Genomic DNA, 26,708 nt, shown 5'->3' with positions numbered 1-26,708 from the left:
TTGGGAACGCGAGTGTGCTCACGCCATGGTGTCGCTCATCGTTCATGCAGTCCTGGGCGTGGCCGTCGTCGCGCTCGTGATCCGTCTCAATCCCGGTATCTTCGCCCGTCCGCCAGGGCCGGCGCTGTCCCGGATCGAGCTGGCTTTCTACGTCGTCGGCCTCGCATCGATCCCGATCTGCTGGTACTTCAACATGCGGTTCGTCGCGCAGTACGCCCAACCGGGCGGCAACCCGATCTGGGGGCCGGGAAGTTGGGCCGAGTTCATCGCACTCGGGTACACCAATCCCGCCGCCGGCTCCGCCAGTGCGGACTACACAATCGCCAATGTCGTTCTGCTGCCGCTGTTTACGATCATCGACGGACTACGACGCGGTATCCGCCACCCCTGGCTGTTCTTCGTCGCGAGCCTGTTCACCAGCTTCGCGTTCGCCTTCGCCTTCTACTTCGCCACCATCGAACGGCAGCGCCGTCACCAGCAGGCCGAGGTCGCCGTCAGCTGAGCGGGGTCAACATCGCGGTGCAGGCCAGCACCGCGTCCTCGATGATCTCCCCCACCTCGCCGCCGCTCTCGACGGTCATCGCGGTGAGCTCACGCAACCCACCGATCATCATGATGGTGCGGCGCCGTGAGATCGACACGCCGGCCGCACGGAACGCTTCGGAGCTCGTCATCACCTGCACCATCGCGACGAAGTTCTCCATCGACTCGCGTTGCAGCGCCCGCGCGGCCGCCCCCATGGTCGGCAAATCGCGAATCCAGGCCAGCATCAACTCGGGGTGGGCCTGATACGAGCCGATCCACGCTTCGACCGCCTGACGAACCTGAGCCTGCCACGGCGCCTGCGTGTCGACCACCCGCGCGATTTCCCGCACGTGCTTGGTGTTCACCGTCGTCAGCAGCGCAACGAAACATTCCTCACGGCTGGCGAAGTGCTCGTAGAAGGTACGGCGCGACGTCTTGGCCCGGCGCACGATGTCGGCGACCGTGGTGTTCTGATAGCCGTCCTCGATGACCGACTGAATCATGGCATCGAGCAGCCGCGACCGGAACGCGCTCTTGTCGGCCTCAACCGATGTCGTGGGACTGTTCATCTCGGGCTGCCATGGTAATGCCGGTCAGCGACGCACGGTGGGGCTATGCCCGACGCTGGACCGAGCACCCGGGCTGGCGGCCGGTGGCCGGTTCTGCCGGAAGCTCAGACAGACGCCGAGATTGCCGCCCACACACGGCACACCATTGACGGTCGGCACCGGTCCACCGGAACGGTTACCGGTCGGATCAAGGGCAGCAGGTTCGGCGGTGGCTGACGGCGCGAGCACTACCGCCAGCGCGGCCACACCCAACACGATCCTGCCCATTTTGGCAGCGTAACCCCGCTGGTCAGCCGATCGGCGTCACCGGGCTCAGGACATCTCGCACGAACTGCGCGATGTTCACCGACGGGTTGCCGTCCGGGAAGCTGACCGTGGCCAGCACATTCCCGCCTGCGTCGGCGAAGTTCTGGTCTGCGCGCCCCTGATGCGTCGAAGAGGTCACCACGATGATTCCGGTGGCCCCGGCCTTCTTGGCCAGCGGCACCGAGAACTGTGCGTTCTGCACGGTGCTGCCGGCTTTGTCCTCGACGATGATCCGGTTGGCCGGGAAACCGAGCATGAGAAGCAGGTTGCGCATCTGTGCCGCCTCGGTGTGACCGTTCTGCGGGTTGCCGCCGGTGACGATGACGGGCGACTGCGGGAACGACTGCGCGATCGCAAGCCCGGTGAGCACACGGTGATACAGGATGGCGCGCATCGACCCGTCCGGCTTCAGTCCGTAGCCGAGGATGACGATCGCCGGCTTGGTGAAGTCCTTGCCGGCCACCGGCGGGACGGCCTGGGCGATGGACGGGCTGAGCCCGCCAAACACCACTGTCGCCGCCAGGACAATTGCCGCCAATCCTCGGCGCACAGGTTCACCCCCGAAAAATTTGCGACACGCGTGATTATCGGTGCCCGTGAGGGCGATGTTACAGATATGGTCTGTGAGGCGCAGTGTGCCTACTGTGATTTCCGGCCAACCGGGCGAGCGTCACGAACACCGCCCCGGGACCGGCATGGCCGTGCCGTCAGGCGCAAACCCACGACTCGACAATGGTTTTCGCGCCTCCGATCCGTCCGTTGACGGCACGAATTTTCCTCATTCAACGGCCAACAACTCCTCACCAACTCCTGTCTCCCGCCGTGCACGCTGGCTGGTTCAGCCGGGCCGCTCCACTGCAGGACCCGACTGAAAGTTGTGACCGGTAACGGGCACAGCCCCGGCACGGTGGTCTGAACCGAACACCAGGAGGTGACTGTGATGTCGATCGAGGAAGTGATTGATTGGTCTGCGTCGGCCATGCCCGCCGAGGCGAAGTGGTATCTGGCCGCTCTGGTCGCAGCTGCGGCCTTCGCGGTTCTCTGGCGGATCATCACCGCTCCGAGGCGCCCGGTAAGCGAGGAACCGGTCAGCCCGACCGAGCTCGCACTGCTGAGGTCGGAGATCGCCCCGGTGGTCGCGGCCCTGGCCGGGCTGCGCGCCGAAGGACGGATCACTGCAGACGGACATGTCGACCCGGCGGTGCCGGCCGGCCCGGAGGTCGACCGGTTCACCGAACAGACGCTGGCGCGGGCCGCCGCCGACCCGGGACACACCGTGTCGGGCCTGTTCACCGAGTCCGAGGCCGATCTCGCCGCGCTGGAAGAACAGCTGAGTGAGCGTGGTCTGCTCCGCAGCCACTCCGAGCGGACCCGGATGCGGTGGGGTGCGGCACCGTCGCTTCTCGTCGTGGCGATCGGAATCGGCTACTGCGTATACCTGGCGACTCATGCCGACGACCAGCCGAGCTACGTGGTGCCGTTGATGGTGCTGATCCTCGCGACGGTCTTCTACAGCGCGGTGGTGCTCCCCCGGCTGCTCACGGTGGGCCGGCTGACGCGAGCCGGCCGGCAACGGCTGGCCGCCGAGCAGGGCCGCCTGGCCTACCTCAATCCGGCCGAGCGCCCGGCGTTCGAAACGTATGGGCCGGCAGCCGTGGCGCTCTCGGTGGCGCTGTTCGGCACCGCAGCGCTGTGGGCGCTGGACTCCGACTACTCCAGTTCGGTACAGCTGGCCGGGGATTCCTCCGGTGGCAGCGACGGTGGCGGCTGCGGCGCCTCCTGCGGCGGCGACGGCGGTGGCGGAGGATGCGGTAGCGGCTGCGGCGGGTGCGGAGGCTGCGGCGGGTGCGGCGGATGACCGTCGCGACCCGCACCGTGCCCGCGCTGGGCGACGTGGGCCTGGGGTGGCGCCGCGAAATCGCCGGTTTGATAGCCGATCTCACGCCCGGGTTCTGTGAGGTGATCGCCGAGGCGGTGCCGATCCGGCGACGCCGAGCCCGGCCGGATCCCATGCTCATCGGGCTCGCGGCCGCCGGCGTCCCGGTGATCCCGCACGGGGTCGCGCTGTCCCTGGGCGGTGTCGAACCGGTCCAGCCGGCCCGGGTCCGACGATTGGCGGCCTGTGCGGAGGCGTTGGGATCCCCATTGGTCAGCGAGCACATCGCCTTCGTGCGGGCCGGCGGGATCGAGGCTGGACACCTTCTGCCGGTGCCCCGCACCCGGGAGGCACTGGATGTGTTGGCACACAACATCACCACGACGGCGGCGCAGCTGCCGGTACCGCTGGCGGTGGAGAACATCGCCTCGTTCGTGGAATGGCCGGAGTCGGATCTGAGCGAATCGGAGTTCCTCACCGAGTTGGTCGAGCGGACCGACGTGCTACTGGTGCTCGACGTGGCGAATGTCTATGCCAATGCGCGGAATCGGGGCCTCGACCCGCAGCGCGAGCTCGCCCGGCTGCCCATCGAGCGGGTCGCCTACAGCCACGTCGCAGGTGGTCGGCAGGGTGACGATTTCTATCACGACACCCACACCGATCGGACGCCTCCGGAAGTGCTGGACCTCGTGACCGCACTGCGTGAGCGGGCGGACACCCCGTTCATGCTCGAGCGCGACGGGCGGTACCCGCCGGCGGCCGAACTGTTCGATGAACTGGACGCGATCGCTGTGGCCGCAGGGGCCACGCCGATCACCTCACGAGCGCGAAAGGCGTGGGCATGAACGACACGTTGGCTCAACGGCAGGAAGCCCTGGTTCGGGCGTTGGTTGCCGATGGCCCGGTGCCACCCGGTTTCGATCCGGCGGCAGTCGCCGCGGCAGGCGAGGTGTGTCGTCACAAACGCGACGCACACTCGGGTGCTGCCGCTCGTCGGCGCTGGTGGTGGCCGGTGCGCCGCTGGACTCCCGGACAGGTCTGACCAGCATGACACGATAGTGCGATGAGTGATTGGACGAGGAGAAGACTTTTCGGCGCTTTGAAAGCAGCCGGAGCGGCTTCGATGGTGGGCTGTGCGTTGGTGTTGGGTGCTGGTGCCGCGCAGGCGGATCCGGCGCCGTTCGAGCCGCCGAGGCTCGTGCCGGCCGACGGCGCGACCGTCGGTGTGGCTCAGCCGATCATCATCAACTTCCCGGGCCCCGTGGACGATGCCGGTGCCACCGAGAACGCCATCCACATCTCGTCAGTCCCCGAGGTGCCCGGCAAGTTCTACTGGATGACCCCCACGCAGCTGCGCTGGCGTCCGCTGAGCTTCTGGCCCGCGCACACCGCGGTCACCGTCGACGCCGCCGGCACGGTGTCCAACTTCAACACCGGGGACACGCTGGTGGCCACAGCCAACGACGCCACCCACCAACTGACCGTCACCCGCAACGGGACCGTGGAGAAAACCATCCCGATGTCGATGGGTATGGCATCTGGCGGCCACCAGACTCCGAACGGCACCTTCTACGTTCAGGAGAAGATGCCCTCGGTGGTCATGGATTCGTCGACCTATGGTGTTCCGGTCAACTCGCCGAACGGATACAAGCTGACCGTCGATCTGGCCGTCCGGTTCGACGACAGCGGCGACTTCGTGCACAGCGCACCGTGGTCGGTGGCCGATCAGGGCAAGCGCAACGTCAGCCACGGCTGCATCAACATCAGCCCCGCCAACGCGAAGTGGTTCTTCGACAACTTCAATGCCGGCGATCCCATCGTCGTTCAGAACTCGACCGGCACCTACACCCGCCACGACGGTTCCAACGACTGGCAGCTCTAGGTCTCGAGAAGCACCGCGACGGTTCCGACGATTGTTGTCAGCAGCCGATCGGAGGTCGGCTGCCACAACCCGTGGCGCTTCTTCGGCGTGATGTCCACGGGGTCACCGTCCCGCGTGACACGTCCTGTGGTGAGGCTGACCCTCCCCCTAGGCATGATTGCGGCGATGCTGCGCCGCCGCCAACCGGAGCAACTCGGAATACACCGGTTCAAAGTCCTTCCGGGCGTCGGCGTCGAATCGACCCTCAAGATAATCGTTCAGCTCGTTGGCGATGATCGCGACGAGCGGCGCTTGCGACCGATCACGTAGGTCGAGCATCAGTATGTTGTTGTCACGCAACTCGACGATCTCGGCCTTGCGGTCACCGTCGGGCAGGCGGTCTTCCAGCAAGTCGAACACGATCCCCGTCATCGACGAATTCCAGGACCAGCTCCCGTCCAGAAACCGGACAAGGCTGTTCATGACTCGCCTCCCACGGTGACAGCATCGGGATTCCCGCCGATGCCTGCGAACCGCACAAACTGGATGTCGTCCAGGTCGTCGGGATCGTGGTTGGTGTGGCGAAAGACCACGACCTGCCCGACATGCACGTCAGCGTCTGCCGGGTAGTTCTGGCTGTAGAGCCGCCGGTGAATCTTCTCCTGTCCGGGCACCTCGGCGCTGATCACGAGCGTGAACGTATCGAATCCGCCGATCTCCGACGACGGTTCCTGGTTCCGGAAGTCGACCGTGCCGGCGGACTTGTAGCCGGCGGCGAACCTCGCCTCGCGGACACGGTCCTGGGCTTCGGTCTCCAGGAATGCACCGACGACAAGGAGCGCGAGGCCTACCCAGATCGTCCAGACGAGAACAGGGAAGACGCTGTCGTCGCCGGTAACCTGCTGCACCAGTAGGGCGATCCCCAACGTGGCGAACGGGAGCGCGATACCGACGAGTGCCATCCCAGCGGCCAGGTTCTGTATCCGTGACCAACGGCGGATACGCGCCCGGAGCTCCTGAACGGTCGCAGTGCTCATGTCAGACATAGTTTCCCGCAACCGCTGCTACCGATCACAAGGACGTCGGCCCCGAGCGCAACCAGTAGGGCTACTCGCGGCGGGTACGACACCGGAGTTGGGATCGGTAGCGCTGCGGCGTGTGGTCCGCTTCGTCCCGTAACGACGTAGACGCGACGGGAGGACGAGATCATGTGGTGGATGATTCCGGTGGTGGTCATCGCGTTCGATGTGGCGCTCTTCGCGATCTTCGCAACCGTCAAACGGCGGCGGCTTCGTGGGCTTGGGCCTGCCCGCCGCGGGAGGTTCGGGTCTGTTGCCGGCGCCGGCGGAGCTGCCATCTGGGCGACCGGTGCCGACTCCGGTTTCGGCGACGGAAGCCATCCGGGCCACTCGGGTTGCGGTGGTGGCCACAGCGGCTGCGGCGGTGGAAGCAGTTGTGGCGGTGGCGGCTGCGGCGGTGGTGGTGGTGGCTGCTGATGATCGCGCTGCGCAAGGCCGGCGCCCGACACCGTGCCGCCGGGCAGGTGATCGCCGAACTGGAGTTTCCGGAGGCGGTGTTCAAGACCTGCCCCTGGCAGGGTGAACTCGTCGAAACCGGCCTCCGACAGTGGCTTCAATGCTGCGCGGTGGCGCTGCGCGACGGTCAGACCATCGGGATGCCCTCGCGTGCAGTCGATGAAGCCTGGCACGGCCTGATCCTGTGCACCGTCCGCTATGCGGCGTTCTGTGACGCCGCCTACGGACAGTTCCTGCACCACCATCCCGAGGGCGGTGCGCCGCCTGCCGTCGCAGCGGTCGGCGAGTGCATGGATGAACAGTTGCGCCGCACCGTCATCGCTTGGTCCATGGTCGCTGAGCCGGGTGAACGGTGCGTCCTGTGGGATCTGGACTCTCGTCTCGGACTCGATGAGCCATGGGGCATCGCTGCGGACCGGGTCGCGGCCATCGACGCGGCGCTCACCGGCCGCCCGCGATCCTCACGGCGGTGAGGGCGGCGCCGGGACTGGTCATCGGGGGCCTCGCGGCAATATCTCCAGATACAGAAAAACCCACCGTTGCCAGTGGGTTCTCTCAGTGGCCAGGGCCGGGATCGAACCGGCGACCTTCCGCTTTTCAGGCGGACGCTCGTACCAACTGAGCTACCTGGCCGGAAGGCCGTCGGCCTACTAGACCGAAGTACCTCGCCGTGATGGCGACCCTGACGGGACTCGAACCCGCGACCTCCGCCGTGACAGGGCGGCGCGCTAACCAACTGCGCCACAGGGCCTTACTTTCAAGCATGCTCCGCGTTGCCGCGTTGCGTACCCCCAACGGGATTCGAACCCGTGCTACCGCCGTGAAAGGGCGGCGTCCTAGGCCACTAGACGATGGGGGCCTAATCCGAATCTCTCCGGGGTACTCGTCAACCTCGTTCGTTGGGAGCTTCGATAGCTTAGGGTACAGATGCCCGAATCCTCAAACCCGGTGGTCGCAACACCAATTTCAGTCATCTTGTACCCTGTCTTCTCGCGCCCCTATAGCTCAGTTGGTAGAGCTACGGACTTTTAATCCGCAGGTCGTAGGTTCGAGCCCTACTGGGGGCACCAAACACCCGCCGCAAGGCGGGTCACGGTGCGGTTCACGCGCTCCGTGCGGTCGCTGTCTACGCGCTCCGCGCGGTCGCAATCTCGTCGGCCAGCGGAGCAATCGCGGCGATGATCTGTCCGACGATCGGTTCGGGCACTCCGGCACCGGCCAGACTGTCGGAGAGATGGCCGGCCACCAGGTTGAAGTGATGCATGGCGATGCCGCGGCCCTGATGAACCTGACGCATCGGTGCACCGCTGTACGACACTGGGCCGCCCAATGCCGCGGCGAAGAACTCGACCTGCTTGCCCTTGAGCCTGGCCATGTTGGTTCCGGTGAAGAAGGCGGCCAGCTCTTCGTCCGCCAGTACCCGCCGATAGAAGTCCTCCACGACGGTCTCCAGTGCCTCGGCGCCGCCGATCTGGTCATAGATGGTCGTCATGGCGCCAGCCTCGCCCTACGTCGTTGCCACCCAGTTTCGAGCGCGTAGCCGATCTGCTACGGCCGCCGACGCATCACGGGCCACACCCGTTTATCGTTGTACGCGGGGTCGGACGGCCCAACGTGAAGGAGATCGCGAGATTGCCGAGAAATCTCGCCATCAAGTTCACGTTCGGGGGCGACAGCATGAAGGAGTCAGCAGCATGTTCTCCCGGCGCCTGAGCACTCGGGCCATGGCCACCGCGATCGGTGCTGCCGCGCTGGCGGCCGGCGCCGCATTCGGGGTCGCACCCGCCCACGCGGACGCTCAGGACGATCAGTTCTTCACCATCGTCAAGGACCTGAACATCCCGACCACTTCCGCCGAGGAGGCCGGCCAGGTCGGGCGCGGAGTCTGTGACGCGCTCACAAAGGGCAAGATCGAGCCCGCACGCACGGTGCGCGGAGTCATCAGTCAACTGATGAATCAGGCGAGCATCGACAAACACCAGGCCGCGAATCTGGTCCGGGGCGCAGTCAAGGTCTACTGCCCGCAGAACGCCCCGTTCGTGGGGCGTTGAGGCAGCCCGTTCAGACCTTCGGGCAGTAGTGCATCCCGTTGTCGCGGTGGCCAATTGGCGGCAGGTTGCGGGCCGGGGTGTGCACCAACGGGGCGTCCGCCGGGATACGGCCGGTGACGCGATCCCACGCGCTGCGCGCCCGCGGATGCATGCGGTGGCGACGCGGCACCAACGTGAACACCCTGCCAATCACCTTGCCCAACAAGCGATGCACCTTCTCGTCGCGCTCAGACCACGTGTAGCCCATCAGCTCGCGCACTGCCGGGTGGTACAGACCGACGGTGAACCACACGAACAACGGGTGCACCACGTACTTGCGCTGCAGCGCCCACATCCAGTCGGGCATCTTCGACGCGAACGGCGGCTTGGGCAGCTCGGACAGATCCAACACATCGCGGACTGCCTTGTTGTTCTCCAACACATTGCGGCACATGTGATCCCAGTAGACCTGGAAGTCCTCCCAGGTTTCCGGCACGGGGCGCATGCTCATGCCGTACATCGAGTACCACTGCTTGTGCTCCTCGAACAGTTGCCGCTTGTCAGCCTCGGAGATCCCGCCCGCGAGCCGGTCCGCCACGATGATCGTGCCGACGAAGAACGTCGAATGCGCCCAGTAGAAGACCTCGGGATTCAACGCGTGGTAGCGGCGCCCCTGAGCGTCAACCCCTTTGATGCCGACGTGGTAGTCGCGAACCTCGGCACCGGTCGCCGGCGCGCGGTCGCCGTCGAACACGACGCCGCCGATCGGATACAGCGAGCGCAGCAAGCGGGGCCAGCGCTCCTGAAAGAAGATCGAGTGCTCCTCGACGGCCGCACCGAGTTGCGGGTGCATGTTCTGCATGGAGCCGGCCCATGGGCCTTGCAGCATCCCACGCCAGTCGCCGAAGTACTTCCACGTCAGCGAATCGGGCCCCAGCGGCATCGGCGGCGCCTCATACCCGCCCGGCGCGGCTGGGCAACCCGCTGCCACAGCGGCGGAACCGCTGGTCACCGGGCATGTCTCAGAAGTATCTTGTGTCACAGGTGCGCTTTCTGCCGGCAGAACGAAGGTCGGAGTTTCAATTGTGACTACACACGTTGTCATCAGAGCTTAGGAGTAGATGTGCCATCCGGTCAACGACGCGGCCGATGGTCGGGCGTTCCACTGCAGGAACGCGCGGCCCGTCGTCGCGACGAACTGATCGCAGCAGGGGTCGCCCTGCTGGGCAAAGCCGAGGGTCCGGCCCTGACGGTCCGTGCGGTCTGCCGTGCGGCCGAACTCACGGAACGATACTTCTACGAGAGTTTCACCGACCGCGACACGTTCGTCCGGGCCGTCTACGACGACGTCTGCGCCCGCGCGATGTCCGCGCTGACCACGGCGGCCACTCCCCGCGACGCGGTCGAGCGATTCGTCGCGCTGATGGTGGACGATCCCACCCAGGGCCGCGTGCTGCTACTGGCCCCGGAATCCGAACCGGTGCTGACCCGCTCGGGCGCGGAGTGGATGCCCAACTTCATCGGCCTGCTGCAGCGCAAACTGACCAGCATCGCCGACCCGGTGCGCCAAACCATGGTCGCCACCAGCCTGATCGGAGCGCTGACCGCGTTGTTCAGTGCGTACCTCGACGAGAGGCTGCCCGCCAGCCGCGAACAGTTCATCGACTACTGCGTCGACATGCTGCTCGGGCGCATCGGCAGTTTCTGAGCCGACCCCCCTCAGGCCCCGCTACTCGTCAGGGGTGCTGGCCTCGGCGATCGGCTCCTGCTCGGCGGCTGCGGCCTCATCTTCGGCAGCCTTGGCCTCACGTCCGGCCGGGGTGGCGATCGACGCGCCGGGGTGAGTCTCGGTGGCATGGTCACCGTCGCAGTTGAGCGCCACTTGCGTCACGTCTTCGCGGTATTCGAAATAGGTGTCGGAAGTCTGCGGCACCAACTGACGCACCGTCCAGGCGTTGGTGACGATGCACTCATCACGCGGCAAGCGGCTGCCGACGCTCACAGCAACGTGGGCCGTGCCGCCGCCATCCTCAATGGCACTGACCGCGTCACTGTATGTCTGCCCCACGACGTCCGGCGCCGCAAGGGCCGCCCCCGCACCGACCACAGCGAACGCAAAACCTGCCGCGGACATAGCGATAACGCTTCCGCACCCAATCGCGATCTTCATCTGGCCCGACCTTCCCCATCCGGCGATCTCTCCCGGAGAGGTGGGGCGACGGCACTCTCGGCCGTTCGTGTCAGCAACCCCGCGGTCCGTGACCAGGTGTCACGGCAAACACTCTTTGGGAGCTGACCCGGATTTTAGTCGGTGTCGGGGCTCATGACCAGGACAAACGCGCCTTACTCGTCAGGGGTGCTGACCTCGGCGAGCTGCGCTTCCTCTTCCGCTGCAGCCTGGGCCGCGGCGAGCTGCGCTTCCTGCTTCGCGGCGGCCTCATCTTCGGCAGCCTTTGCCTCACGGCCGGCCGGGCTGGCGACCGAGGCGCCCGGGTGGTTGGCGGTGGCATGGTCACCGTCACAGTTCAAGGCCACCATGACCTCGCCGTCGGCGTGGCTGCCGTCGCGGACGAACGGGGCATCCCACGCGTTGGTGACGATGCAATCGCCCTGGGACAGCTTGCTGCCCACTGTGACCGCGACCTTGGCACTGGAACCGCTATCCTCGATCGCGCTCGAGGCGTCCGAGTAGGTCTGTCCCACCACGTCAGGGGCGGCAGCCGCGACGCCGGCACCGAACAGCAGGGATATGGCCGCACCGGTGGCAACTGCGGCTCCGGCACCGACGACAAGCTTTTTCACGTGTGCCCAACCTCCGAGCGTGGGTATCCGACAGATGTTCGTGCGGATCGTACCGTCGTTATCCGCACGGCGCAGGGCTCGTCAAATACGGGCGGGGCAACTTGATGTCACTGAGTTACACAGATATATTGACTGCTACCAACAGGTACAGATAACTGAGCGTCCCACGGACGCGAGGAGGGCGAGGGCACATGTCGCAGGAATACACAGACCTGCAGCTTCTGCACGAACTCGAGCCTGTCGTTGAATCCAGCATCAACCGCCACATGCGGATGCGTAAGGACTGGAATCCGCACGACTACATCCCGTGGTCGGACGGCAAGAACTACTACGCGCTCGGCGGGCAGGACTGGGAGCCGGGGCAGTCCAAGCTGTCCGAGGTCGCCCGCACGGCGATGATCCAGAACCTGCTCACCGAGGACAATCTGCCCTCGTATCACCGCGAGATCGCGATGAACATGGGCATGGACGGCGCCTGGGGCCAGTGGGTCAACCGCTGGACCGCCGAGGAGAACCGCCACGGCATCGCCCTGCGCGACTACCTCGTCGTCACCCGTGCCATCGACCCCGTCGAGCTCGAGGAACTCCGCGTCGAACAGGTCACCCGTGGCTTCTCCCCCGGCCAGAACCAGCAGGGCGACCTCTTCGCCGAGAGCCTGTTCGACTCGGTGATGTACGTGTCGTTCCAGGAGCTGGCCACCCGCGTCAGCCACCGCAACACCGGCAAGGCCTGCGACGACCCTATCGCCGACCAGTTGCTGCAGCGCGTCTCCGCCGACGAGAACCTGCACATGATCTTCTACCGCGACGTGTCCGCAGCCGGCCTCGACATCGCGCCCAACCAGGCGATGGGCTCCTTGCACCGAGTGTTGGACAACTTCAAGATGCCCGGTTACACGGTGCCCGACTTCCGCCGTAAAGCCGTCATCATCGCCGTCGGCGGCGTCTACGACCCGCGCATCCACCTGGACGACGTGGTGATGCCCATCCTGCGCAAGTGGCGCATCCTCGAGCGTGAGGACTTCACCGGCGAGGGCGCCCGACTGCGTGACGACATCGGCCGCATCATCGAGGAGCTCGAAGACGCCTGCGACAAGTTCGAGGTCGCCAAGGAGCGTCGCCTCGAGCGCGAGCGCAAGGTGGCCGAGAAGAAGGCCATGAAGAACCTGCTGGTGTCGTCCTCGTCGACTGCATGACTCTGACGGCCCCACCCCCTGCAACGGCAGCGCCGGCCCGATCCCAATTGCGGATCGGGCCGTTCGCGTTGCCCAGCCCGGTCGTTCTCGCCCCGATGGCCGGGGTGACCAATGTGGCGTTCCGCACACTGTGCCGCGAGCTCGAGATCGCCCGCGCCGGAACCGTCAGCGGGCTCTATGTGTGCGAGATGGTCACCGCGCGGGCCCTGGTCGAGCGGCATCCGGTGACCATGCACATGACGACCTTCGGCCCCGACGAATCACCGCGGTCGCTGCAGCTCTACACCGTGGACCCGGAAACCACCTACCTCGCGGCGAAGATGATCGCCGACGAGGGCATGGCTGACCACATCGACATGAATTTCGGCTGCCCGGTGCCCAAGGTCACCAAGCGTGGCGGCGGATCGGCATTGCCCTACAAGCGGCGGCTGTTCGGCCAGATCGTGGCCGCTGCCGTCCGCGGGACCGAGGGCACCGATATTCCGGTGACGGTGAAGTTCCGGATCGGCATCGACGACGCCCATCACACGCACCTGGACGCCGGGCGGATCGCTGCCGAGGAGGGCGCGGCAGCCCTGGCACTGCATGCCCGCACCGCCGCGCAACGCTACTCGGGCACGGCTGACTGGGGTCAGATCGCCGCGCTGAAGGCTCATGTCACCGGCATCCCGGTGCTGGGCAACGGTGACATCTTCGAAGCCGACGACGCGCTCGCGATGATGGCCGCGACGGGCTGCGACGGCGTGGTGATCGGCCGGGGCTGCCTGGGCCGGCCGTGGCTGTTCGCCGAGCTCTCGGCAGCCTTCAACGGCCGTCCCGCTGCTGCCCCGCCGAACCTTGGCGAGGTCGCCGACATCGTGCGCCGCCACGGCGAGCTGCTCACCGAGCACTTCGGCGAGGACAAGGCCATGCGTGACATCCGCAAGCACGTGGCCTGGTACATGCACGGGTTCCCGGCCGGCGCCGACCTGCGACGTGGGCTGGCTCTGGTCAAGACGCGTCGGGAACTCGACGAACTGTTGGGGCAACTGGATGGCGATGCCCCGTTCCCGCCCGCGGCCACCGGTCCCCGGGGACGCCAGGGATCGGCCGCCTCGGTGTCCCTGCCCGAAGGATGGCTCGATGATCCTGACGACTGCGCGGTGCCGGCCGGGGCCGATGTGATGCATTCCGGAGGCTGACCTGCACTCGCTCCGAGATGACATCGAGACGGCCCTGTCACCGGGTTGGGTCTAGCTCAGTCCCAGGATGCGTCAGTACGATGAAAACCTTGCCGCGGCCGGCTCAAGTAGCCAGTCCGGCACAGTGCTGCTAGAAGAGATGAGGAGAAAACCTCAGCAGCACCCATTTACGCCGCAGGAACGATGCGCACCGACGCGCACGCACTAGTTCGAAGAGTCGGAGGCCGGTAAGGACATGAGTGACGGTGATAACGCCACTCCCGGCCGTCGGCGCCGCCTCCCAGAGGACTCGTCGGACAACCAATGGATTACCCGATCCCGGGAGCCTTTGCCAGGCGCCGCGCCGTGGGAACGCCAGGATGCGCCGTCACCCGACGATTCACCCCTCGATGAGCCCACCGGCAGCCACGCCGACGGGGTAACTGTCGCCGATCTGATCGCCAAGATCGCCGGGACCGGATCCGTGCCGAACCGCCACCGGCTGGTACCTGACGATCCAGAGCCCGCACCAGAGCCTGAGCCGTCCCATGCGTGGGACCCGGAGCCTGCCCCGGCACACGCCTGGGACCCAGAGCCGGAGCCAGAGCCGCTGCCGGAGCCCGAATCAGAACCAGCGCCGGCATATGCACCCGCGTATGTCCGCCCGCGGGTACCCGACCCGACCGACGTGATCGAAGCGTTGCGGATCGACCCCGAGGTCGACGAACCCCAGGATTCCCTCGAGGTCGAAGAGTTCCCCGAATCTTTCGAGGAGCCTTTCGCGGACTCGCCGGATCACCGCGAGATCGACGCTGCGAACACCGATGTATTGCCGGCTGTGGCGGTCTACGAGTACGACGCACTCGAAGCACGCCCGACATGGCGCGTCCGCCAGACGCCGGACGATGAGCACGATCCCGCCGACACCGACGAGATCGAGAAGGTGCGGCCGGTGATCAACCGCCGGGTGATGCTGGCCGGACGGGCTGCGGCGGCAATGCTCGCGGTCCTCACTCTCGTGCTGACCGGCGGGGCGTGGCAGTGGCAGAGCTCGAAGAACGACAGCCTCAACAAGGTGGCTGCGCTCGACCTCAATTCGCGCGACATCGTCGACCCCAACTCGCAGTTCGGTGACGAGAACTTTCTGATCGTCGGCACCGACAGCCGGTTCGGCGAAAACGGAGGTATGGGCGCCGGCGGCACCGAGGACGCCGGCGGCGCCCGGTCCGACACCATCATGCTGGTCAACATCCCGGCCGACCGGCGGCGTGTTGTCGCCGTGTCGTTCCCGCGTGACCTCTCGATCACCCCGATGAAGTGCGAACCTTGGAACCCCGAGTCGGCGACCTACGGTCCGCTGTACGACGAGGAGACCGAGACCTACGGCCCGGACGAGATCTACACCGAGTCCAAGCTGAACTCGGCCTTCGCCTTCGGCGGCCCGAAATGCCTGGTGAAGGTGATCCAGAAGCTGTCCGGCCTGTCCATCAACCGGTTCATGGCCGTCGATTTCGCCGGCTTCTCGAAGATGGTCGACGCACTCGGCGGGATAGAGGTGTGCAGCACCACCCCGCTGGAGGACTATGAGCTGGGTACCGTGCTGGCCAACGCCGGTCGTCAGACGGTCGACGGCCACACCGCGCTGAACTACGTGCGAGCTCGCCAGGTCACCACCGAGTACAACGGGGACTACGGCCGCATCAAACGACAGCAGCTGTTCCTCTCCTCGCTGCTGCGGACCCTGATCTCCCGGGACACCTTCTTCTCGCTGAACAAGCTGAACAACGTGGTCAACATGTTCATCAGCGACAGCTTCGTCGACAACATCAGGACCAAGGACCTCGTCGACCTCGGACAGTCGGTCCAGGGTGTGAACGCGGGCCGGATCACCTTCGTGACCGTGCCGACCGTCGGTTACGCCGACGAATACGGCAACGAGGTCCCGCGCACCGACGACATGCGTTCCCTGTTCGACGCGATCATCAACGACGACCCCCTGCCGGGCGAGAAGAATCCGGACAACACCCCGGTGCCCGGCACCCCGGAATCGGCGACGTCGTCCGTCCAGGCTGCCGCGCCCTCGGAGACGCCGCAGTCGACGGCACCCGCCCCTGCACCCGCCGCGACGGACAGCGGTGAAATGGTCAACGCCGTCACCACCGAACCGCAGCAGGTCACGGTGCAGGTGTCGAACTCGACGGGCCAGAGCGGCCTGGCCAACACCGCGGCCACCGAACTGCAGGAACACGGCTTCAACGTCAACACCCCCGATGACTACCCGAGCACCCTCCCGGCGACCACGGTGTTCTTCTCCCCCGGCAACGAGGAGGCGGCCGCGACCGTCGCCAGCTCCTTCACCAACCCGACCATCGAGCGGGTGACGGGCATGGGCGACGTTATCCAGGTGGTACTGGGTTCCGATTTCTACACGGTGAACCCCCCGACCCCGAGCGGGTCGGAAGTGCAGGTGCACGTGCTGAAGGGCACCGGCGCCAGCCCGACGCACCTTCCCGAGGACCTGACCGTCACCAACGCCGCCGACACCACCTGCGAATAGTCTGGTGATCCGGGCGGACGGCATTCACCGTTCGTTCATCGTTGCATCGTGACGACACGGCCATCGACCGCTTAATCTTGCAGGATGCGTACCCAATACCACGAGAAGTTACATTCACTCACGGACCAACTCGGCGCGATGTGCGAGTTGGCGGGTACCGCAATGGAGCGCGCCACCCAGGCGCTGCTGCAGGCCGATCTGGCCCTCGCCGAACAGGTCATCAGCGATCACGATCAAATGAGCACGCTGAGCACCCAGGCCGAGGAGTCGGCGTTCGTGCTGCTCGCGCTGCAGGCGCCGGTTGCCGGTGATCTGCGCTCGGTGGTGGGGTCGATCCAAATCGTGGCCGACGTGGACCGGATGGGCGCGCTGGCGCTGCATGTGGCCAAGATCGCGCGCCGCCGCCATCCTCAGCATGTGTTGCCCGAGGAAGTGAACGGGTACTTCGCCGAGATGGGCCGGGTTGCCGTCGAGCTGGGCCATGCCGCCCGCGAGGTGCTGCTCACCCAGGATCCGGAGAAGGCCGCCCGCATCCAGGAGGAAGACGATGCGATGGACGACCTGCATCGCCACCTGTTCTCGGTGCTGATGGACCGGGAGTGGAAGCACGGTGTGACCGCTGCCGTGGACGTGACATTGTTGAGCCGCTTCTACGAGCGCTTCGCCGACCACGCTGTCGAGGTGGCCCGCCGGGTCATCTTCCAGGTCACCGGTTCCTACCCGGAAGACGAGTCGGTTTCCTCGAAGTAGGGCTCAGGACCGGCCGGCAGGCGGCACGAGGCGGACCCCGTCCTTGTGCGCGCCGGCCAGGTCCCCGAGGATCTTCACCAGTACCTGCAGGTCCGCGCCGCTGTAGCGCAGCAGGAACTCGCGGATCCCGCGGTTCATCTCCTCGTGCAGTTGCCGGTGCACATCGACGACGAGTTCGCCGTCGGAGGTCAGGCCGAGCTCGATCTCTTTGCGGTTGCCGGGTACGGGCGTACGCACCACGAGGCCGGCCTCGACCAGCCGCTGTACGTGCTTGGACACCGTGCCCTTGAGCCGGCCGGACCGTGCCGCCAGCCCGACCACGCTGACAGGGCCGTCGGCGATCTCCGCCAGCAGGTGCATCGACGACGTGGGTAGCGTCCGCACGGCCTGCTGCAGCCGCTGTGGGCAGCCGGCGGCCATGAAGTCGCGCTCCGCGTCGCCGTCCCCGTCGTTGCCGAGCCGGTCGGACACGGTGGCCATGAGCCCGGTGACGGCGTCGATCAGCTCGGGTTTGGTTTTCACGGAAACCATATTGCCACCGACGGCCGTCCTGCGTAGATTGTTTCCATAGAAACCATCTCTAGGGAAACCAAAGGAGTCGACATGCTGGCAGCACTGGTGACCGAATGGGGCAGGCACCCCGTCTACACCGACGTACCTGAGCCCCAGCCGCGCGACGGCGCCGAGGTGGCGGCCGTCGAAGCATCGGCCCTGACCAACCTCACCCGTGCGCTGGTGTCAGGAAAGCACTACGCCAGCAAGGAAGTTCAGCTCCCGGCCATCCCCGGAGTCGACGGTGTCGCCCGTCTCGCCGACGGCCGCCGCATTTACACCGGAGCCCTCGGATACTCGGGAATGATGGCGCAGCGCGCACTCGTCGACCCGCACGCCGGCGTCGAGATCCCCGCACACGTCGACTCGGTGACCGCCGCTGCCCTGCCCAACCCGGGCATCTCGGCCTGGAGCGCACTGTCGCACGCCGCAGCGGTCAAACCCGGCGATCACGTGCTGGTACTGGGGGCCACCGGCGTAACCGGTTCGATGGCAGTGCAATTGGCCACCGCCATGTTCGGCGCCGAGACGGTGGTGGCCGCCGGCCGCAACATCGAACGGCTGGAGTGGCTGCGGTCGGCCGGCGCCCACGCCACCATCGCCCTCGGCGAGCAGGACCTGGGCGCGCAGGTCGCCGAAATGCATGCCAGGCGCCCATTCGACGCGGTACTCGATTACCTGTGGGGCGAGCCCGCCGCCCAGGTCCTCACCGCACTGGCCGCCAGCCACCCGGCCGCGCACTATCACCCGACCCGGTTCGTGCAGATCGGGTCGATGACGGGATCGACCCTGCCGCTCGATGCCGGGGTTCTGCGCGGTACCGGGATCACCCTCTGCGGCGTCGGGATCGGCAGTATCCCGCCCGAGGTGTTGGTCCGGGCGCGCGCCGAGGCGCTGCCCCGACTGTTTGCGATGGTCGCCGAGGGACAGCTCGAATTACGCACCCAGGCAAGACCATTGGCCGAGGTAGCCGAGGCCTGGGCCGGTTCTGAACCCTCGGGCACCCGCGTGGTGCTGACGCCCTAATTTCTTCCGCGAGCAGACACAAACCTGCCCAGTTTCCATGGAAACTGGGCAGGTTTGTGTCTGCTCGCGGGGAAAGTGTCAGCCGAAGCGGCCGGAGATGTAGTCCTCGGTCGCTTTCTGGGTGGGGTTGGAGAAGATCTTCTCGGTGTCGTCGATCTCGATCAGCTTGCCGGGTTTACCGGTGGCCTCCAGATTGAAGAATGCGGTCTGATCGCTCACCCGGGCGGCCTGCTGCATGTTGTGCGTGACGATGACGATCGTGAAATCCTGCTTGAGCGTGGAGATCAGATCTTCGATGGCCAGCGTGGAGATCGGGTCGAGCGCCGAGCAGGGCTCGTCCATCAGCAGCACGTCGGGCTGTACCGCGATCGCGCGGGCGATGCACAACCGCTGCTGCTGACCACCCGACAAGCCACCACCGGGCTTGTCCAGACGGTCCTTGACCTCGTTCCAGAGGTTGGCGCCGCGCAGCGAGCGCTCCGCCACCTCGTCGAGCGTCTTCTTGTTGCGCACGCCCTGCAGCTTCAGCCCGGCCACCACGTTGTCACGAATCGACATGGTGGGGAATGGGTTCGGACGCTGGAACACCATGCCGATGGTCTTGCGCACACCCACCGGGTCCACGCCGGCGCCGTAGATGTCCTCGCCGTCGAGCAGCACCGAACCCTCGACGCGGGCCCCGGGGATCACCTCGTGCATGCGGTTCAGCGTTCGCAGCACCGTCGATTTACCGCAACCCGACGGGCCGATGAAAGCCATCACACTGCGAGGCTGCACCGACAGCGAAACCTCGGATACGGCATGGAACGCGCCGTAGTAGATGTTGACGTCCTTGAGATCCAGCCGCTTGGCCATGGATAGCTCCTACACCTTCTTGGGGGAAAAGAGTTTGGCGACCGCGCGAGCGCCGACATTGAGCAGGGCGATCAGCAGGATCAGCGTCAGCGCCGCGCCCCACAGCCGGTCGGTGGGCACCGGGTTGGCGCCTGCCCCTGCCGAGATCTGGTCGTACATCATTCCCGGCAGCGATCCCATGAACCCGCCGAACATGTCGAAGTTCATCGCCTGGGCGTAGCCGACGAGAATCAGCAGCGGCGCGGTCTCACCCATCACGCGGGCCAGTGACAGCATGATTCCGGTGACGATGCCCGACAAGGCCGTCGGGATCACGATTCGGGCGATGGTCTTCCATTTCGGCACGCCCAGCGCATAACTCGCCTCACGCAGATCCATGGGGACGATGCGCAGCATCTCCTCGGTGGCCCGCACGATCACCGGAATCATCAGCAGCACCAACGACAGTGACACCGCAAACCCGGACCGGCCGAACCCGAGCGTGGCCACCCACAACGCGTAGATGAACAGCGCGGCAACGATCGAGGGCACGCCGGTGAGGATGTCCACCATGAACGTGGTGACCTTGCCCAGCCGGGTACCACCGCCGTACTCGACCAGGTACACGCCCACCATCACGCCGATCGGGATGGAGATCAGCGAGCACACGAGGCCCTGCAGCAAGGTGCCGACGATCGCGTGGTAAGCACCTCCACCGACGACGAACGTCGTCATCCCGGCCTGGGAATTGGTGAACCACGTGGCTGAGCTCAATGCGGCCCAGCCCCGGACGATCACCGAGTACAGCACCCAAACCAGGGGCACCAAGGCGACCAGCAATGACAGGGTCACCAAAACCGTGGCGAGGTGGTTGGTCAGCTTGCGGCGCAGACTCACGCCCTGGAACGCGGGCGCCTTGACCGGCCGCTCGAGTGTGGAGGTCATCTGTGCTGTCTCCTCTTCGCGCAAGCGCTCATCAGCGCCCCTTTCCCGACACCGCGGCGCGGGCCAATGAGTTCACCACGAAGGTCAGGATGAACAGCACCAGGCCGGCGGCAATGTAGGCGCCCGCCTTGTACTGATCGTTGAATTCGCTTGCAGTGGCAGCGATCTTGCTCGCGAAGGTGTAGCCGCCGTCGAACAGCGACCAACCGAACGCGGTCTGGGTGCCGCGCAGGATGATCAGCAGGGCGATGGTCTCACCGAGCGCGCGCCCCAGACCGAGCATCGCGCCACTGACGTAGCCGGACAACCCGAAGGGCAGCACCGTCGTGCGCACCACTTCCCAGCGGGTGGCGCCGAGCGCCAGCGCGGCCTCGATCTGGCCCCGCGGGGTCTGGGTGAACACCTCGCGGGTCACCGCGGTGATGATCGGCAGGATCATCACCGCCAACACGATTCCCGCGGTGAAGATGGTGCCGCCACCGGCCACCGAGGCAGTCCCCGTCTTGAACAGGAACAGCCAGCTCATGTTCGTATTGAGCCACACTGCAAAAGGTTTGATCGCCGGCGCGAGTACGTACAGACCCCAGACGCCGTAGACGATCGACGGCACGGCGGCCAGCAGGTCCACCAGATAGCCCAGCGGGCCCGCCAGTCGCCGCGACGAGTACTGGGTGAGATAGATCGCGATACCCAGGGCCACCGGCATCGCCAGCACCAGGGCGAACAGGGAGACGAACACTGTCACCTGCAGCAGATCGAAGATGCCGAAATGCATCGCGGAGGTGTCGGTGGTGATCCAGTTGCCGCCGTAGAGGAAGAAGTTCTCCTCGTTACGGGCCAACGCGGGAATCGCGCGCCACAGCAGGAACACCCCGATCGCCGCGATCAGCGCGACGATCAGGACGCCCGAGCCCTCGGCGAGCGCACGGAAAATTCGGTCGCCGAGGCGAACCTTGGCTCCCTTGGACGGATCGGTGGAGATAGGCGCCGGCTCGGGGTGGGGGGACGCGAGCGTCTCCCCCGACCCCGAATCAGCTGGATTCGGCGTTGTCACTATTGTCCCGTCGGGGCCCCTGGTCGTCATGCGGTCGGTAAATCCATCCTCGCCCAAATCCGTCCTCTAAAGCCAGTCCGGCTACTAAGCGATGGCCTCGACCGAGGTCAGCAGGCGCTGCTTGAACTCGTCGGGGAGCGCGATGTATCCGGCCTGCGACAGGCTGGCCTGGCCCTCATTGGCGGCGACGGTCAGGAAGGACTTGACGGCGGCGGCGGTGTCGGCGTCGTACCCCTTGGAGCAAACGATCTCGTAGGTGGCCAGCACGAGCGGGTAGACGCCGGCTTCCTTCGAGGCGTACAGCGCGTTCAGGTCGAGCACGAGGTCCTTGCCCTCGCCCTTGAACGTGGCGGCGCCGACGGCCTTGGTGGTCGACTGGTCATCCAGTGCGACTGCACCGGCACCGCTGTCGATCTGGGCGTAGGGCAGACCGGCCGCGGCGGCCGGGCTCTTCTCGACGTAGCCGATCGAGCCGGGGGTGGCCTGCACGGCCTGCACCACACCGGAGGACTTCTGCGCGCCTTCACCGGCACCGCCCTGGAACTCCTTGCCCGCACCCTTGGTCCAGGTCTGCGGCGCGGCCGCGGCCAGGTACTTCTGGAAGTTGTCGGTGGTGCCCGAGGAATCCGACCGGTAGATCGGCTTGATGTCCAGGTCCGGCAGAGTGGTGCCGGCGTTCAGCGCGGCCACCGCCGGATCGTTCCACTTCTTGATCTGGCCCTGGAAGATCTTGGCGAGCACGTCGGGGTTCACGACCAGCTTGTCGACACCCTCGACGTTGTAGGCCAGCGCAACCGGGCCGAAGACCAGCGGCAGGTTCCAGGCCTCGTTGCCACCACAGCGCGCGGCGGCCTTGGCGACCTGATCGTCCTTGAGCGCCGAGTCGGAGCCGGCGAAGTCGACCTGCTTGGCGATGAACTGATCCACGCCCGCGCCCGATCCGGTCGGGTTGTAAGCCAGATTCTTGCCGGAGCAGACCTGGCCCCACACCTTGTTGAATTCAGCGATCGCGTTCTGCTGCGCGGTCGAGCCCTCGCCCGTCAGAGAGTTCTTGCCGCCGCACTCCGCCGACGAGGCCGAGCCGGTGCCCGAGGCTGCCGAACTCGTGCCGGCAGCGTTGTTGTCGCTGCCGCACGCGGTCAGCGTGAGTGCCGCGATCGCCGTCGCGGAAAGCGCCACACCGAACGGCTTGCCAATGCTGATGAGCTTCACTTGTCCCACTTTCAATTGACGGCTTCGAACTCTCCGGCAACGTATTCGGCCCCAATGGACGGCTCGCGGACAGCAGGTGAATCGGCAGTGAATAGGTTCAGCGTGTCCACAGCTAAACGGGTTAACCGGCGGAGTACGCCACGTCGACGCCGAACACCTCGAAACCCAAGTTTCGGTAGGTCGCCACGGCCGCCGAGTTATCTGCCTCGACGTAAAGTAGCACCGTCGGCAGAGACCGCGCGGCGAGGTGGTGCAGACCGACCAGGGTCAGCACCGATCCCAGTCCCCGGCCCTGTGCCGCCGGGTCGACGCCGACGACGTACACCTCGCCGAGGTTGCCGTCATGGACTTTCGTCCAGTGGAAGCCCAGCAGTTGTCCGGTGTGTTCGTCGACCGCCTCGAAGAGTCCGTCGGGGTCGAACCACGGCTCGCTCCGCCGTTCGACGATTTCCTGGCCGGTCCAGCCGCCCTGTTCCGGATGCCAGGCGAAGGCCGCATTGTTGACCCGCAGGATCTCGGCGTCGTCCTGGGGTCCGGCATAGGTACGGATCCGCACGCCCTCGACGGTGCGCAGCGGCGGCAGGTCGGTCAGCGGGCGGCGCATCTGCAGCAGTTCGCGAACCACTTTGAGGTCCAGCGCGGCGGCCAGCGCACGGGCCGCCTCGAGGTTGCCGTGTGCCCAGATGCGCGTGCCTGCCGGGCCCTCGGCGAGTCCCGCACGGGCCAGCGCCGCACCGACACCGTGCCGTCGGGCGTCGGGATGCACCACCAGTTCAGCCATCGCCGGGTCATCGTCGTCGGCCGGGGCCAGGTTCAGGTACCCGACGAGATCTGCACCCTCGGTCGCCAGCAGGTGGCGCGTCCGGTCATGGCCGAGCGCGCGCAGTACCTGATCGCCGACCGGGGCCACGCCGTCGGCTGCGGTCGCTGCGGCGATGAGTGCACGGATCCCGGCCTGTTCGGCTTCGGACAGCCTGGTATGCCAGTCGAGTTCGGTCACTGGCCGGGCAGCCTCCCGGCCAACGGCTCGTCCACCTCGTCGGTCGCCGGGTCGTAGTCGTCGTCGTGGTCGGCCTGCGCAGCTTCGGCGGCGGCGGTAGCACCGCCGCTCGCCTCGGCGGCAGGTGTGCGGCCGCGTGACGGGCGCACCGCCTTGTATCCCACGTTGCGGACGGTGCCGATCAGCGATTCGTACTCGGGGCCGAGCTTGGCGCGTAGACGGCGGACGTGGACGTCGACGGTGCGGGTACCGCCGAAGAAGTCGTAGCCCCACACCTCCTGCAACAGCTGCGCACGGGTGAAGACCCGCCCGGCGTGCTGCGCGAGGTACTTGAGCAGCTCGAATTCCTTGTAGGTGAGATCGAGGGGACGTCCCCGCAGACGCGCGGTGTAGGTGCCCTCATCGATCGCGAGTTCACCGAGGGCGATCTTGCCGACGTTCTCCTGGTTGGCCCCGCCGGCACGCCGGCCGACCAATAGCCGCAGACGGGCATCGATCTCGGCCGGGCCGGTACTGGGCAGCAGGATCTCGTCGAGGCCCCATTCGTGGTTGACCGCCACCAACCCGCCCTCGTTGATCACCGCGACGACCGGGACGGACGTGCCCGTCGTTCCCAGTAGCCGGCACAGGCCGCGCGCGGCCGCGAGATCGGTACGGGCGTCGACGATCGCCACGTCGGCGCTGCCTGCCTCCAGCAGCGAGGACACCTCGGTCGGTGCAGTGCGCACAGTGTGCGCCAGCAGGGTCAGGGAGGGCAGCACCGACTCGGGATGCGGGTCGACGGTCAGTAGCAGCAGATCCAAGGGGGTCCTCCGGCGCGCCGGCAATCACTTCCCACGATCGCCCGGACCACGATGTCCACACGGTCGATTCATGACTGACATGTAGCCGTTACCGGCTTTTGTGATCTAACGATAACGCCTCACCTGCTGATCAGCCGCGCCGAGCGCCTCGATCCGACGGCCGTGGGCCACAATGTGGCGGTGCGCAAACTGCTGATCGGGCTCACCGCGACCGTGACCGCGCTCATCGTCGGGGTCGTCGGCGCCGATTTCGGCTCCGCGATCTACGCCGAGTACCGACTGGCTCGCAACGTCCGCACCGCCGCGGGACTGAACTGGGACCCGTGGGTCGCGATCCTCGGTTTCCCGTTCCTCACCCAGGTCCGCAATCATCGATACAAAGAGATCGAGATCCGGGCCGCCGGTGTCGACCACCCGGTAGTCGGCAAGGCCTCGCTGGAGGCCACCCTGCACGGCATCGACACAACCCATTCGTCGTGGCTGATCCCGCCCGACACGAAACTGCCCGTCACGAAGGCCGAGAGCCGCATCATCATCGATTCCACCCACATCGGCCGGTACATGGGCATCGATGACCTGCTGGTGGAGGCCCCCTCGCGGGAGACCAACGACGCCACCGGGGGCACCACCGAGTCCGGCATCTCCAGCAGCCAGGGGCTGGTGTTCACCGGGACCCCCAAGGGCTCCGGGCTGGACAAGCGGGTCAGTGTCTCGGTCGACCTGTCGTTCGCCGACCGGGACGACACCACCCTGGTCCTGACCGCGACCGGGATCCTGACCGGCCCCGGAACCGCTGACGAGCCGGTACCCGACGAGAAGACCGCAGCGGTGCTGGCCGAGTTCAGCCACGCCATCACCGGACAGAAACTGCCGTTCGGGATCGCCCCGACCACCGCTGGTGCCCGTGGCTCCGACGTGATCATCGAGGGCATCGCCTCGGGAGTAACCGTCGACCTGGCGGGGTTCAGACAGGCATGAGCTCTTCGATGGTGCTGGCGATCGTGGTGCTGATCGCCGCGCTCGGGGTGGCCTACGTGATCGGTCGCCTGATCACCCTGCGCGCCGGCCTGATCAGGGCGGGCGAAGAGGCCGCCGACATCGACACCAGTGGCCTCGGATTGTCCGACACCGGTCCGACGGTGCTGCACTTCACGGCCGAATGGTGCGGGCCCTGCGCCGCGGTCCGTCGTGTCGTGGACCAGGTCTGTGCCGGGCTGCCCGAGGTTGCCCACGTCGAAATCGACATGGACGCCAATCCCGAAGCCGCCCGGCGGCTTTCGGTACTGTCGCTGCCTACCACGATCATCTTCGATATCCACGGACGGCCCCGATACCGCACCAGCGGGGTCCCCAAGGCCGCTGACCTGCACTCGGCGCTGGAACCGCTGTTGGCTTGACTCGGCGGTTATTGGGTAAGCTGTCGGTCGTGTCAGCCCGCCTTGAGCTCGTGCTCACCAAGCGCCGCGCAGTCGATCTGTGCCGCGTCGCGGGTTGCTGCTGTTGTTGTTGCTGCTGTTGAGCGCAGCCGCGCGCTTTTGCGCGCCCGCTCAGGCCTTGTGCCCTGAGCCTGCACACAACCAGACCTTCGACAACAACAGGAGTTCGTTCACATGTCATCGACATCAACCCGCCCCAGCGCTGGCGTTCAGCCTGCTCAGGTGGACGTGCGGGGGCCGCGGTTCGCCGCCTGGGTCACCACCGCGGTACTGATCGGCACGCTGCTGGTCGCCGGGGCGAATGAGTTCGCGGCCGCGGCGCTGCTGGGCGCCCAGGCGGTGGTGTTCGCGATCGGCGCGGTCGGCGGGCCCCGGAAGCATCCCTACGGCCGTCTGTTCGCCACCTTCATCGCGCCGCGCCTGGCGCCGGTCACCGAACGCGAGCCGGTGCCGCCACTGAAGTTCGCCCAGTTGGTCGGCTTCGTTTTCGCCGTCGTCGGTACGGCGGGGTTCACCTTCGGCATCACCGCGCTCGGCCTGACCGCCACCGCGTTCGCGTTGGTGGCGGCCTTCCTCAACGCGGCCTTCGGAATCTGCCTGGGTTGCCAGATCTACCCGCTGGTGGTCCGGCTACGCCGCACCCCCAGTCCCGCATGACACTCACCCGACATACCAAATA

34 protein-coding genes and 4 tRNA genes are annotated in these 26,708 nt (G+C 66.4%); 19 read left to right on the top strand and 19 right to left on the bottom strand.

Annotation, left to right across the window (positions count from 1 at the left end; translation table 11 throughout):
• Positions 1–25: 25 nt before the first annotated feature.
• Positions 26–502 carry a DUF2834 domain-containing protein gene (locus tag ACZYZF_RS23525; protein WP_463747079.1) on the top strand — a complete coding sequence of 159 codons (477 nt, stop codon included), beginning with the start codon at positions 26–28 and terminating at the stop codon, positions 500–502.
• Here the strand turns inward: ACZYZF_RS23525 and ACZYZF_RS23520 are convergent.
• The 3 genes from ACZYZF_RS23520 to ACZYZF_RS23510 are packed head-to-tail and all read right to left on the bottom strand — an operon-like array spanning position 495 to position 1,911.
• Positions 495–1,094, bottom strand: a complete 600-nt coding sequence (locus ACZYZF_RS23520) for a TetR/AcrR family transcriptional regulator (RefSeq protein WP_463836947.1) — start codon at positions 1,092–1,094, stop codon at positions 495–497. The genes ACZYZF_RS23525 and ACZYZF_RS23520 overlap by 8 nt on opposite strands.
• Positions 1,095–1,118: 24 nt before the next feature.
• On the bottom strand, positions 1,119–1,361 hold the full coding sequence (locus tag ACZYZF_RS23515; protein WP_463836946.1) for a hypothetical protein: 243 nt from the start codon (positions 1,359–1,361) through the stop codon (positions 1,119–1,121).
• 22 nt (positions 1,362–1,383) lie between these two features.
• Positions 1,384–1,911 (bottom strand): YdcF family protein, encoded by a 528-nt coding sequence (locus ACZYZF_RS23510; protein ID WP_463837122.1) that lies wholly within the window; start codon positions 1,909–1,911, stop codon positions 1,384–1,386.
• A gap of 429 nt (positions 1,912–2,340) precedes the next feature.
• Between ACZYZF_RS23510 and ACZYZF_RS23505 the strand changes: the two genes are divergently transcribed.
• The 4 genes from ACZYZF_RS23505 to ACZYZF_RS23490 all read left to right on the top strand — a co-directional run bounded on the left by ACZYZF_RS23505 (position 2,341) and on the right by ACZYZF_RS23490 (position 5,158).
• Entirely contained in the window at positions 2,341–3,258 is a 918-nt protein-coding gene (locus ACZYZF_RS23505) for a TIGR04222 domain-containing membrane protein (RefSeq protein WP_463836945.1), read from the top strand.
• Complete coding sequence (locus ACZYZF_RS23500) at positions 3,255–4,121, top strand: MbnB/TglH/ChrH family RiPP precursor modification enzyme (RefSeq protein ID WP_463836944.1); 867 nt, start codon at positions 3,255–3,257, stop codon at positions 4,119–4,121. The genes ACZYZF_RS23505 and ACZYZF_RS23500 overlap by 4 nt, the downstream gene beginning before the upstream one ends.
• Complete coding sequence (locus tag ACZYZF_RS23495; protein ID WP_463836943.1) at positions 4,118–4,318, top strand: hypothetical protein; 201 nt, start codon at positions 4,118–4,120, stop codon at positions 4,316–4,318. Before ACZYZF_RS23500 ends, ACZYZF_RS23495 begins: the two co-directional genes overlap by 4 nt.
• 81 nt (positions 4,319–4,399) lie before the next feature.
• Complete coding sequence (locus ACZYZF_RS23490) at positions 4,400–5,158, top strand: L,D-transpeptidase (protein ID WP_463747236.1); 759 nt, start codon at positions 4,400–4,402, stop codon at positions 5,156–5,158.
• Between the two features lie 147 nt (positions 5,159–5,305).
• On the opposite strand, the gene ACZYZF_RS23485 is transcribed toward ACZYZF_RS23490, so the two are convergent.
• Entirely contained in the window at positions 5,306–5,620 is a 315-nt protein-coding gene (locus ACZYZF_RS23485; RefSeq protein WP_463836942.1) for a hypothetical protein, read from the bottom strand.
• Entirely contained in the window at positions 5,617–6,174 is a 558-nt protein-coding gene (locus tag ACZYZF_RS23480; RefSeq protein ID WP_463836941.1) for a hypothetical protein, read from the bottom strand. The genes ACZYZF_RS23485 and ACZYZF_RS23480 overlap by 4 nt, the downstream gene beginning before the upstream one ends.
• Before the next feature lie 171 nt (positions 6,175–6,345).
• Here ACZYZF_RS23480 and ACZYZF_RS23475 point away from each other — a divergent pair, with 171 nt between their 5' ends.
• Together ACZYZF_RS23475 and ACZYZF_RS23470 are read left to right on the top strand one after the other, a co-directional pair.
• Positions 6,346–6,633: a hypothetical protein gene (locus ACZYZF_RS23475; RefSeq protein WP_463836940.1), complete on the top strand. Its 288-nt coding sequence runs from the start codon at positions 6,346–6,348 to the stop codon at positions 6,631–6,633.
• Positions 6,633–7,145, top strand: a complete 513-nt coding sequence (locus ACZYZF_RS23470; RefSeq protein WP_463836939.1) for a glycine-rich domain-containing protein — start codon at positions 6,633–6,635, stop codon at positions 7,143–7,145. The genes ACZYZF_RS23475 and ACZYZF_RS23470 overlap by 1 nt, the downstream gene beginning before the upstream one ends.
• A gap of 86 nt (positions 7,146–7,231) precedes the next feature.
• Here ACZYZF_RS23470 and ACZYZF_RS23465 read toward each other — a convergent pair.
• The 3 genes from ACZYZF_RS23465 to ACZYZF_RS23455 all read right to left on the bottom strand — a co-directional run bounded on the left by ACZYZF_RS23465 (position 7,232) and on the right by ACZYZF_RS23455 (position 7,531).
• Positions 7,232–7,305, bottom strand: a tRNA-Phe gene (locus ACZYZF_RS23465).
• 41 nt (positions 7,306–7,346) lie between these two features.
• Positions 7,347–7,423: transfer RNA gene (locus tag ACZYZF_RS23460), tRNA-Asp, on the bottom strand.
• Positions 7,424–7,458: 35 nt separating this feature from the next.
• Positions 7,459–7,531, bottom strand: a tRNA-Glu gene (locus ACZYZF_RS23455).
• A 135-nt stretch (positions 7,532–7,666) separates the two neighbouring features.
• Between ACZYZF_RS23455 and ACZYZF_RS23450 the strand changes: the two genes are divergently transcribed.
• A tRNA-Lys gene (locus ACZYZF_RS23450) sits at positions 7,667–7,742 on the top strand.
• 56 nt (positions 7,743–7,798) lie between these two features.
• Here ACZYZF_RS23450 and ACZYZF_RS23445 read toward each other — a convergent pair.
• Complete coding sequence (locus ACZYZF_RS23445) at positions 7,799–8,164, bottom strand: group I truncated hemoglobin (RefSeq protein ID WP_463836938.1); 366 nt, start codon at positions 8,162–8,164, stop codon at positions 7,799–7,801.
• 202 nt (positions 8,165–8,366) lie between these two features.
• Here ACZYZF_RS23445 and ACZYZF_RS23440 point away from each other — a divergent pair, with 202 nt between their 5' ends.
• Positions 8,367–8,723: a DUF732 domain-containing protein gene (locus tag ACZYZF_RS23440; RefSeq protein ID WP_463747069.1), complete on the top strand. Its 357-nt coding sequence runs from the start codon at positions 8,367–8,369 to the stop codon at positions 8,721–8,723.
• A 10-nt stretch (positions 8,724–8,733) separates the two neighbouring features.
• Here ACZYZF_RS23440 and ACZYZF_RS23435 read toward each other — a convergent pair whose 3' ends face one another.
• On the bottom strand, positions 8,734–9,744 hold the full coding sequence (locus ACZYZF_RS23435) for an oxygenase MpaB family protein (RefSeq protein ID WP_463747068.1): 1,011 nt from the start codon (positions 9,742–9,744) through the stop codon (positions 8,734–8,736).
• 81 nt (positions 9,745–9,825) lie between these two features.
• Here ACZYZF_RS23435 and ACZYZF_RS23430 point away from each other — a divergent pair, with 81 nt between their 5' ends.
• Positions 9,826–10,410 carry a TetR/AcrR family transcriptional regulator gene (locus tag ACZYZF_RS23430; RefSeq protein ID WP_463747067.1) on the top strand — a complete coding sequence of 195 codons (585 nt, stop codon included), beginning with the start codon at positions 9,826–9,828 and terminating at the stop codon, positions 10,408–10,410.
• Between the two features lie 21 nt (positions 10,411–10,431).
• On the opposite strand, the gene ACZYZF_RS23425 is transcribed toward ACZYZF_RS23430, so the two are convergent.
• Positions 10,432–10,836, bottom strand: a complete 405-nt coding sequence (locus ACZYZF_RS23425) for a hypothetical protein (RefSeq protein WP_463747066.1) — start codon at positions 10,834–10,836, stop codon at positions 10,432–10,434.
• A 209-nt stretch (positions 10,837–11,045) separates the two neighbouring features.
• Entirely contained in the window at positions 11,046–11,504 is a 459-nt protein-coding gene (locus tag ACZYZF_RS23420) for a hypothetical protein (protein ID WP_463836937.1), read from the bottom strand.
• Between the two features lie 191 nt (positions 11,505–11,695).
• Here ACZYZF_RS23420 and ACZYZF_RS23415 point away from each other — a divergent pair, with 191 nt between their 5' ends.
• From ACZYZF_RS23415 to phoU, 4 genes are all read left to right on the top strand, one after another.
• Positions 11,696–12,700 carry an acyl-ACP desaturase gene (locus ACZYZF_RS23415; RefSeq protein ID WP_463747064.1) on the top strand — a complete coding sequence of 335 codons (1,005 nt, stop codon included), beginning with the start codon at positions 11,696–11,698 and terminating at the stop codon, positions 12,698–12,700.
• Positions 12,697–13,881, top strand: coding sequence for a tRNA dihydrouridine synthase DusB (gene dusB / locus ACZYZF_RS23410; RefSeq protein ID WP_463836936.1), 1,185 nt, complete (start codon positions 12,697–12,699; stop codon positions 13,879–13,881). Before ACZYZF_RS23415 ends, dusB begins: the two co-directional genes overlap by 4 nt.
• Before the next feature lie 235 nt (positions 13,882–14,116).
• Entirely contained in the window at positions 14,117–16,417 is a 2,301-nt protein-coding gene (locus ACZYZF_RS23405) for an LCP family protein (RefSeq protein ID WP_463836935.1), read from the top strand.
• Positions 16,418–16,501: 84 nt separating this feature from the next.
• Positions 16,502–17,167, top strand: coding sequence for a phosphate signaling complex protein PhoU (gene phoU, locus ACZYZF_RS23400; RefSeq protein ID WP_463747061.1), 666 nt, complete (start codon positions 16,502–16,504; stop codon positions 17,165–17,167).
• Between the two features lie 3 nt (positions 17,168–17,170).
• On the opposite strand, the gene ACZYZF_RS23395 is transcribed toward phoU, so the two are convergent.
• On the bottom strand, positions 17,171–17,689 hold the full coding sequence (locus ACZYZF_RS23395; protein ID WP_463836934.1) for a MarR family winged helix-turn-helix transcriptional regulator: 519 nt from the start codon (positions 17,687–17,689) through the stop codon (positions 17,171–17,173).
• Between the two features lie 81 nt (positions 17,690–17,770).
• Here ACZYZF_RS23395 and ACZYZF_RS23390 point away from each other — a divergent pair, with 81 nt between their 5' ends.
• The gene (locus ACZYZF_RS23390; protein ID WP_463836933.1) at positions 17,771–18,745 is read left to right on the top strand and encodes a quinone oxidoreductase family protein; all 975 of its coding nucleotides are present in this window, start codon (positions 17,771–17,773) and stop codon (positions 18,743–18,745) included.
• Between the two features lie 78 nt (positions 18,746–18,823).
• On the opposite strand, the gene pstB is transcribed toward ACZYZF_RS23390, so the two are convergent.
• From pstB to ACZYZF_RS23360, 6 genes are all read right to left on the bottom strand, one after another.
• Positions 18,824–19,600 carry a phosphate ABC transporter ATP-binding protein PstB gene (gene pstB / locus ACZYZF_RS23385; protein ID WP_003884662.1) on the bottom strand — a complete coding sequence of 259 codons (777 nt, stop codon included), beginning with the start codon at positions 19,598–19,600 and terminating at the stop codon, positions 18,824–18,826.
• Positions 19,601–19,609: 9 nt separating this feature from the next.
• Positions 19,610–20,524, bottom strand: coding sequence for a phosphate ABC transporter permease PstA (gene pstA / locus ACZYZF_RS23380; protein ID WP_463747058.1), 915 nt, complete (start codon positions 20,522–20,524; stop codon positions 19,610–19,612).
• A gap of 31 nt (positions 20,525–20,555) precedes the next feature.
• Positions 20,556–21,608, bottom strand: a complete 1,053-nt coding sequence (gene pstC / locus ACZYZF_RS23375) for a phosphate ABC transporter permease subunit PstC (RefSeq protein WP_463836931.1) — start codon at positions 21,606–21,608, stop codon at positions 20,556–20,558.
• A gap of 54 nt (positions 21,609–21,662) precedes the next feature.
• The gene (gene pstS / locus ACZYZF_RS23370; protein WP_463747056.1) at positions 21,663–22,790 is read right to left on the bottom strand and encodes a phosphate ABC transporter substrate-binding protein PstS; all 1,128 of its coding nucleotides are present in this window, start codon (positions 22,788–22,790) and stop codon (positions 21,663–21,665) included.
• A gap of 121 nt (positions 22,791–22,911) precedes the next feature.
• Entirely contained in the window at positions 22,912–23,790 is an 879-nt protein-coding gene (gene mshD / locus ACZYZF_RS23365) for a mycothiol synthase (protein WP_463836930.1), read from the bottom strand.
• Positions 23,787–24,593, bottom strand: coding sequence for a winged helix-turn-helix transcriptional regulator (locus ACZYZF_RS23360; protein ID WP_463836928.1), 807 nt, complete (start codon positions 24,591–24,593; stop codon positions 23,787–23,789). Before ACZYZF_RS23360 ends, mshD begins: the two co-directional genes overlap by 4 nt.
• A gap of 162 nt (positions 24,594–24,755) precedes the next feature.
• Here ACZYZF_RS23360 and lmeA point away from each other — a divergent pair, with 162 nt between their 5' ends.
• The 4 genes from lmeA (at position 24,756) to ACZYZF_RS23340 (ending at position 26,686) form a co-directional block, all read left to right on the top strand.
• Positions 24,756–25,571, top strand: a complete 816-nt coding sequence (gene lmeA / locus ACZYZF_RS23355) for a mannan chain length control protein LmeA (RefSeq protein ID WP_463836926.1) — start codon at positions 24,756–24,758, stop codon at positions 25,569–25,571.
• Entirely contained in the window at positions 25,568–25,990 is a 423-nt protein-coding gene (locus tag ACZYZF_RS23350) for a thioredoxin family protein (protein ID WP_463747052.1), read from the top strand. The genes lmeA and ACZYZF_RS23350 overlap by 4 nt, the downstream gene beginning before the upstream one ends.
• Positions 25,991–26,019: 29 nt before the next feature.
• Positions 26,020–26,112 (top strand): Ms5788A family Cys-rich leader peptide, encoded by a 93-nt coding sequence (locus ACZYZF_RS23345; RefSeq protein ID WP_454792181.1) that lies wholly within the window; start codon positions 26,020–26,022, stop codon positions 26,110–26,112.
• A 91-nt stretch (positions 26,113–26,203) separates the two neighbouring features.
• Positions 26,204–26,686, top strand: coding sequence for a DUF4395 domain-containing protein (locus tag ACZYZF_RS23340; RefSeq protein WP_463836925.1), 483 nt, complete (start codon positions 26,204–26,206; stop codon positions 26,684–26,686).
• Positions 26,687–26,708 lie beyond the last annotated feature (22 nt).

The organism is Mycobacterium sp. IDUB_24, assembly GCF_055419385.1.
Note: the sequence above shows the minus strand (reverse complement) of the source record. Positions and strands in the feature narration are given on the sequence as shown.